Raw genomic sequence first — 7,326 nt, 5'->3', positions numbered from 1 at the left:
GGCGGGGGAAGGCGGGCATCCTGCTGGACAGGGCAGCCTCATGGGTGAGATAGGTCAGCACCTTTACCAGGTAGTGGAGTTGGTCTTCCACGTCCTCGATGAGGCTGCTGCCGTAGCGGGTGGGAGCGGAGTCCGGTATTTCTTCGACGGCGCGTTGAATTCGGTCGGCCACGCTGTTCAGGTGCGCACTGGCATCGAAGGGGTCGAGTGCTGTGGGTCTGCTGAAAGTCAAGTCGTGGCGGACTGTCGGGTGGTCAACGGCGGCGGGGGAGGCTCGGAGTTCCGAGTCGGGCGGTGTGGGCAACAGGTACTGCGGGGGCTGTCTTCGGGCCGGACACGTGTGGTGGTGTCAGAGCACGCATGTGGTCTGCGGCCATGGCCAAGACCTCCCCCAGGTACCGGATGTCTCGGGCGGCGTCTTTCAAGTCGGTTGGGAGGTCGGGGCCGTCGTCGCAGGGGCCGGATTCGGCTGCCTTGTCGCCTGCCGCGTCGAAGAAGTCGGAGAGACGTTCCAACAGTCCGTCGATGGGATCGAGGATCTGGTTGGTGAGGTCAGCGGCTTGGTCGTAGGAATCGGCGTTGCGGAGTTGGTCGGTGAGAGCCACGAGGGCGTCGGCGACGGCGTAGGGAGGGTCTTGCGACGCGGCGGGAGCGAAGCGGGCGGCTTCCGGGGCGAGAGTCTTCGCGGCTGCGAGGGGCCCGCCCGGGCTCGGCGAGAGCGGAACGGGCAGGAGTCCGAGGGCCGCGAGTTGCCGCTCGATGCTCTGGATCAGACGGGTGACGTCGCCGCCGTGGCGTGCCTCGGGCCGCTCGGGTACGCCGGGACTGATCGGGGGGCGCGAGTCGTAGAGCACATCAATCGGTTGGGATTCATCGCTGTGGTGGGTCACCAGCCAGCCCTCCGGATCGCCCGGGGAGCGCTCGAAGGAGCTTTCTTCTTCTTGAGGCGGGCCGATGATCAGGTAGCTTTCGTCGGGCAGTGTGACGTACACGTTGTAGGCGCTCAGGCCGAACTCAACGTCGCACGCCAGCCCTCGCTGCCGCAGCGGTGTGGTGATGTGCATGTGGCGGCGCCACGCCTCCTGCCACCAGGCCGTATGAATATTCCGGTGATCGGGAAGCGGCGCCGGAAACGCCGTATCGGCTGTCATGTTGCACACGCGCGCAGCGCCCGTGTCGTCAGCGGCCACGGATCCCCTGCGTACGGGTGACGGAGGCCGTGGCGAACTGCCTTCTACAGGAGCAGGCTTGTGATCTGGTAGAGGACTGAAGTCGAATTCGTACTCGTCGTAGCTGTCGATGAGGCCGTTTTCCATTTGTGCTTCTCGATCGGCGACCTGCTGTATGAGGTCGTCGTGCTCGGCTTGACACTGTTGGTAGTCGGCCCATTGGGTTTCGTTGAGACCAGTGGGGCGGTTCAAAGGGCTCCTGGGGGTGATGGTCCGGTGCGTGCACGTGCTGCGAGCGCTTCGCACCCTGGGGCTTCGGCGCGGTCAACGGCGGTGACTGTGCTTCCCGGTCGGCGGAGGAAGTGCCGGGCTTTCCCGAGGGGTGAGCGAGGAGAGGAAGTGGTGGTATTCGAGGTGCTGGTCGAGTTCCTTGACTGCGTCGCGGAGCGATGTCGACGTGTGCCGCAGGCAGGCGCGCCCCGAGGCGTGCTCGGTGACCATGCGGTTGGTGAGGTAGTGCTGGTCGGTCGGGTTGGAGGACCGTAGCAGGGCCAGTGCGTTTTCTGCGGTTTCGGCGAAGTGCGGTGCTGCCCGGCTCGACAGGCTGGTCGCCGTGGCGAGATGTCGAAGAACAGCGCTGCCGGCGGGGGTCGTGCTCTTGGGGCCCTGGGCGAAGTCAGCGGTCAGCCTGAGGACGTCGCGGGCGAGGTCGTCTGCGTCGGCGGCATGCTGGAGCAGCGTGGTGTAGGAGGGCGTGGCCGGTAGGTGCCCGCTGTCATCCAGCAGCTTCCATTGCTGAGAGGCGTCGAGCAGTTTGTCCTTCATCGCGTTGAGTGTGCTGACAAGGTGGGGGATGTCTTCGCGCGGGATCAGGTGGTGTTGGAAGTCGGGCGTCACGGCTTGTTGGCTCTTTCCACAGGCCCGGGCCGGGAGAGGCGTTCGGGATCGAGTTCGTTGCAGTCGAGTGGCGTCAGGAGTTGCTGACGGAAAGCTAGTGGCGGGGTGCTGATCCGGGGCGCGGCGGAGCGGGCGGCAGGTTCCCGGTGGTCGCGGGCTGGATGCTGGCCGACGTGGCGGAAGTGGGTGCCGGGTCGTGGGCGGCGCGCAGCATGGTCCGGTTGGCCTCGTCGGCGAGGACCAAGGCCGACAGCGCCCGGCCGGCCGCCGTCATCAGCATGTGGGAGGGAGATCCTTCGGCGGCATCGCGGTGTGGGTGCTGCCACTGGGCGGCGGCGAGGAGATAGTCCGTGAGGGTGTGCAGCATCGGTTCGACGGCGGTCAGGATGTGGTCGGTGACTGCTGCGAACTCCGCCGGAGACCGGACTGCGGCGAGGGCGTCCAGATAAGCGGCGAGGTCGAGTCCTGGCCGGGGGCCCTTGGGCAGTGGATGCGCGGCGAGGAAGGATTCCGCGTTGTGGCCCGCCAACCTCCCCAGGTCGCGATTGGTGACGAGCTTGTACCGAGCGGTGTGGATCTGGTCGACGTCGAGGACATCGTTGAGAGTTGTGCTGTCGCGGTCGGGACCGGGGAAGGGAGGAGTCCGTGTCTCCAGTTCCTGGGTTCGCCTGGAATTCATAAGTAGGGTCACTGACGAGGTGACACGCCGTTAGGAGGAGCGCTGGGGGCTGCCGGAGGGGGCGGGGCTTGGCCTGGGTGATGTGCCCGTTGTGGGGTGACATTGTCGAGGGCTGTCACGCGCCGGTAGACATGGATAACCTCCTTGAGGCGCTCGACGGCGTCGGTGCGGCGTGCGGCCAGGATGTTGATCTGAGTGGCGCTGTTCTGCAGGACGCCCAGAGAGTCGATCTGCGCCTTACTCTCGGCGACGCGCGTCAGCGTGGAGGCTGCGTATTGGGCGGTGTCGGTGAGCTGTTCGTGTACTTGGTCCAGATGACGGGCGGCCACGATCACAAGCCAGGCGACGGTGTCCTCGGGGGAGTCGGTCCTGTGGAGCTTGCCGAGGCGTTGCGGCGATATGCCGGTGGCCTCGACCACCATCTGGGAGCCGATGGCGGGCTGGAGAGCGGGGCGGTCGGCCTGTGTGTCGGCGGGGCGGATATCGGAACTGTCCACGTCGCCGTATGTGATGTGGGTCAGCTGGACGCCGTCACCCAGGGCGACATCCGCAACGGCCTCGGAGGCTTCGAGACTGGTGATCCGTTCGTATGCGTGGTCAAGGTCCCGGGCGCGCACAGTGAAGTGCAGTGTCCCGTCCTGGGCGACGGCAAAGGAGTGCAGAGGTTCCATCGAGTTGGGCTGTGAGGAGGAGGTCACGGGGCTTCCGTTCGGCGATTCGATGTCTCTATGGTCGTGTGTTCCTGTGGGCTCTCGGGGCCCGTTTGGCTTGGCAGGGCTAGCCGAGTGCCCAGGAAGTCTCCTGACACGATTGGCTCACCGTGCCAGAACTCGAATTGCTGGTACGGAGCCAGGATTTCGTCCCAGACGCCCGCGAGGCATTCGATCGATACCGCAACCTGAACCGGGCAGTCCGGTCCTTGGGTTAGGGGCGTCATCGGCTCTTCACCCTTGGGTTCGTAGGGATCAGCACGTCGGTATTCGTGAACTCACGGACCCCTCAATGCATCCGAGCGTCGGTGTCGAAGAGCGTCAGCTCTTGACTGTGCAGGAGGTGCTGCACGATGAAAGACCGTCCGGCGACTCTCCACAGGCCCCTGCCGCGGTTGAGGTGCGCGATGGCTTCCATTTCCACAGAGGTCAGCCCCAGGAGGGAGGCCGCGGCGTCGAGTTGGTCGGTCTCCTGGCGGTAGATGATCCTGGTGCTGCAGTCGGCGAGGAGTCCCTCCGCCAGGGCCCGGCCTTGTGATCCGGCATCGCCGGCGGTGAGCAAATCGCTGAGCCGGTGGATCACCATCAGGTTCGCGATGCCGAGACCGCGGGAGAGTTTCCACTGGGCCTGCATGCGCTGCAGCAGTCCGACGTGCCGCATCAGGCGCCATGCCTCGTCGTAGACGATGTAGCGCCTGCCGCCGTTCGGGTCGGAGAGGGCGGATTCCATCCAGGCGGAGGCGCAGGTCATCGCCAGGACGAGGGCGGTGTCGTCGCCGGAGCCGCCGAGGCGGGACAGGTCGATGGTGAGGATCGGTGCGTCGGGGTCGAAGCTGACGGTGGAGGGGGCGTCGAACATGCCGGCCAGGTCGCCGTGGACGAGGCGGCGCACCGCGTGGGCGAGGTCGCGGGCGGCGTCGCCGAGGTGGCCCGACATCATTGCGGCCGCCTCGTCGAGCGTGCTGGGGCTGTTGAGGGTGGCGGCGATGTCGCCGAGCAGGGGAGTGCGGTCTGTGTCGGCGGCGCGGGTGACGACGGCGTCCAGGGCGACGTCCAGGGCGGTGTGTTCCATGGGCATCAGGTCCCGGCCCAGAACCGTCCGGGCGAGAGAGCCGAGCAGGAGCAGGCGCCGTTTGCGGATCTCGCCGGCCCAGTCCTTCTCGGACACGCTCTGCGGGCGCGGGGCCGCGTCCAGGGGGTTCAGCCGTCCAGCCAGACCCGGGCCGAGGGCAACCGACCGGCCGCCGAGGGCCTGCGCCACCGGCGTCCACTCACCCTTCGGATCGCACGGCACGTAGACGCGGTATCCGAAGGCGATCGAGCGCAGTGCGAAGGATTTGGCGAGCGCGCTCTTGCCCTGGCCGATCACGCCGGCCAGCAGAATGTTCGGGTTGGTGAATCCCTCGACCTTCCCGTACAGGGCGAACGGATCGAAGACGAAGCTGCTTTCCGCGTGGACGTCGCGCCCGATGTAGATGCCCTCGGCGCCGAGGCCGCCCTCGGCGAGGAAGGGGTAGGCGCCGGCGGCCACGGCGGTCGTCATGCGGTGAGCAGGGAGTCTGAGCCGGTTTCCGCGGGCGGAGGCGGGTCCGGGACGTCCGCTGGGCGGGTAGAGCGCTGCGGGCATCTCGTGCTCGGCGCGCTGGCTCTGGCTTGGGTGGGCGCCGGCTTGCGCGCGGACTTTGGCGCTCGCCTCGGCGAGTTGGCGGCGGGCGGCCTTGCGGCTGGCGCGGTCGGTGCCCGCGGGCGTGAAGAGCGAGCTGGCGGAGGAACGGCGCAATCGGCGGGCGCTTGCACGCGTGGTGTTCATCGCGTGCAGGCCGTGGTGTGCGGAGCGGCGAGGTCGCTCGGGGTGGTCTTGCGGCGTACCACGTGGCCTGCGGCGAGGTGGCGCTGGCAGATGGTCAGCACGGGAGGACCCTCGGGCAGCTGTTCCGGACGGCATGCTGTCGACTCACCGTCGCAGGGCAGTAGGTGGAAGGCTGAGTGGACTTCGCTGGTGGCCTGCCAGAGGCGGGTGTGCGCGGTGGCGAGGTGGCGGCCGGCTGCGGGGTGCGGCGGCCGGGTGGTCTCGGCGAGCCGGTCCAGAAGCTGGTGCAGGACGGTGAGGTGCGCGTGCAGGACGTCGAGGTGCACTCGATCCGCTGGACGTGGCGGGTTCGTGTCCGACGGTGCCAGGGCCCGGGTGTGGTGGCGGACTCCGGCGCTCGCGGCGCGGAGGTAGGGGTGGGTGTCGTCCGGACGCGAGGGAGGAAGCAAGGGTGTGGGTCCTTCCCGCCAGGGGCAGGGGCGGCGTTGGGAGGTCCGTCGTGGCTGTTCGAACGACAGCGGGCCGGGGTGTTGGCCGGGCGCGGGCCTGGAGGGATCAGAGGGCAGTGCGGGCGAGTGGGAGCGCGGCGAGGACGAAGGCGTCCGGCTGCTGGTAGTTGAGCCGTCGCAGATCGACGCCGGCGGAGACGGCGTGGGTTTCGATCTGCGCGCACGCTGCATCGAGGAGGCGGTCGGTTTCGGCGGTGACGGTGACCAGCCCGGTCAGGGCCACGTCGGCGTGTCCGGCGATGAGCTGGCGTTCGCGGGTCTTCACGTCGGCGTACTCGACCGAGTCTTCCTCGCTGTCGACCTGTCCGCGGCGGGCGCGCTCGTTGGCGTCGGCGATGATGGCGGCCTTCTTGCGCTGCACGTCCCGCAGTGCGGACTCAAGGCCCTGGGGGACGTAGATGAGCGAGAGGCTGCGTCGCACGCCGGCGGTGAACATGAGCCCGTGCAGGAACCCGGAGCCCATTTCGGTGCGCGGCCAGTTCTCCACCCAGTACGTTGCGTGCCGTGCGCTGTCGGTGGCGAGGCGGTCGTACTCCTCGACCTGGACGACGGGCCCGGCGGCGGCGGGGTCGGCCTCGGCGCGGCCGGCCGGGGACCACTGCTGGAGGGCTGCGAGGGCCGCCGGGTCGTAGGCGGTGCGGATGACGGCGGCGATCTCCCGCGCGCTGAGCCATCCGGTGACCTGGAGACCGGCGTTGCGAGCGGCCTGCGCGATGCTGGCCGTGGTCTGCTCCAGGACGGTGAACGCCCCGGGCAGCCCTCCGCCGGCCTGCGAGATCAGGCAACGGGCTGCCTTGAGGTCAAGGGAGATCGAGAGGTAGGTCTCGTGCGGGGCCGCCGCGGGACCGGCCGAGGCGACCAGGTCGGAGTAGACCTGTGAGGCCACCGGAGTGTGTGGCTGTCCGTGGTGGCTCCAGTGCCGGGTGAGGGTGTCGCCCGAGTCGGGGACGGTGCGTTCCAGGACCTGCACGGTGGCGACATGCCCGGTGCGGGCGATGCCCGCCAGCGCGCGCCCCCACCCGGTCACATGATGGTTCTGGGTCGCGGGGTCGAGGAGGACGAAGGCACGCGAGCTGACACGGGCGACAGCCGTCAGGCTCTGCTGATGCGGATCGTGCACGGCCGCCGCCTCGTTGGCGGAGTCGCCCGGGGTGACCACCTTCAAAGAGGCGGCGGTGCCGGGCAGATGGAGGATACCGTCGTGCCGGGGCCGCGTGACGGGCCGGGCCAGCCAGAGCGTGTGACCGGTGCGGCGGCGGTGTGCGTAGCGGGCGACGATCGGCGCCCAGTCGATGAGGGAGCGGCCGTGCCGGCGGATGGTGACGAGCGCGCCGGACACCGCCCACAGCGGAGCCAGGACGACGGCGCCGAGCAGGCCGGCGGATATCACCGTCATCAACAGCAGCGCCAAGGAGACCGCTACGAGGCTGAGTTGCGGCAGGGAGAGGCCGAGGAGGATGCCGCGGCGGCTGCGGTGCGGGAACTTCACCGTGACCGCGGTGCAGAGATCAGTCAAGGGGCGGGTCCTGGAGGTGCGGGTGGAACCCGGGGG

The 7,326-nt window shown here is 68.6% G+C and carries 7 protein-coding genes; all 7 read right to left on the bottom strand.

The genetic code is table 11. The features are described 5' to 3' along the window. Window positions 1–254 precede the first annotated feature (254 nt). Entirely contained in the window at window positions 255–1,421 is a 1,167-nt protein-coding gene (locus LCE31_RS33740; RefSeq protein ID WP_225021300.1) for a hypothetical protein, read from the bottom strand. A 72-nt stretch (window positions 1,422–1,493) separates the two neighbouring features. Continuing rightward, window positions 1,494–1,994, bottom strand: a complete 501-nt coding sequence (locus tag LCE31_RS33735; RefSeq protein ID WP_225021298.1) for a hypothetical protein — start codon at window positions 1,992–1,994, stop codon at window positions 1,494–1,496. A 166-nt stretch (window positions 1,995–2,160) separates the two neighbouring features. Beyond that, the gene (locus LCE31_RS33730; protein WP_225021296.1) at window positions 2,161–2,745 is read right to left on the bottom strand and encodes a hypothetical protein; all 585 of its coding nucleotides are present in this window, start codon (window positions 2,743–2,745) and stop codon (window positions 2,161–2,163) included. Window positions 2,746–2,753: 8 nt separating this feature from the next. Further along, a complete protein-coding gene (locus tag LCE31_RS33725) occupies window positions 2,754–3,443 on the bottom strand; it encodes a hypothetical protein (RefSeq protein WP_225021294.1) in 690 nt (229 codons plus the stop codon). Window positions 3,444–3,744: 301 nt separating this feature from the next. Beyond that, a complete protein-coding gene (locus LCE31_RS33720) occupies window positions 3,745–5,265 on the bottom strand; it encodes a VirB4 family type IV secretion system protein (RefSeq protein WP_225021292.1) in 1,521 nt (506 codons plus the stop codon). Further along, a complete protein-coding gene (locus LCE31_RS33715) occupies window positions 5,262–5,714 on the bottom strand; it encodes a DUF6238 family protein (protein ID WP_225021290.1) in 453 nt (150 codons plus the stop codon). Before LCE31_RS33715 ends, LCE31_RS33720 begins: the two co-directional genes overlap by 4 nt. 106 nt (window positions 5,715–5,820) lie before the next feature. After that, window positions 5,821–7,290 (bottom strand): SCO6880 family protein, encoded by a 1,470-nt coding sequence (locus tag LCE31_RS33710; protein WP_225021288.1) that lies wholly within the window; start codon window positions 7,288–7,290, stop codon window positions 5,821–5,823. Window positions 7,291–7,326: the final 36 nt, after the last annotated feature.

It is taken from the genome of Streptomyces sp. 8L, assembly GCF_020176795.1.
Lineage (GTDB): Bacteria > Actinomycetota > Actinomycetes > Streptomycetales > Streptomycetaceae > Streptomyces.
Note: the sequence above shows the minus strand (reverse complement) of the source record. Positions and strands in the feature narration are given on the sequence as shown.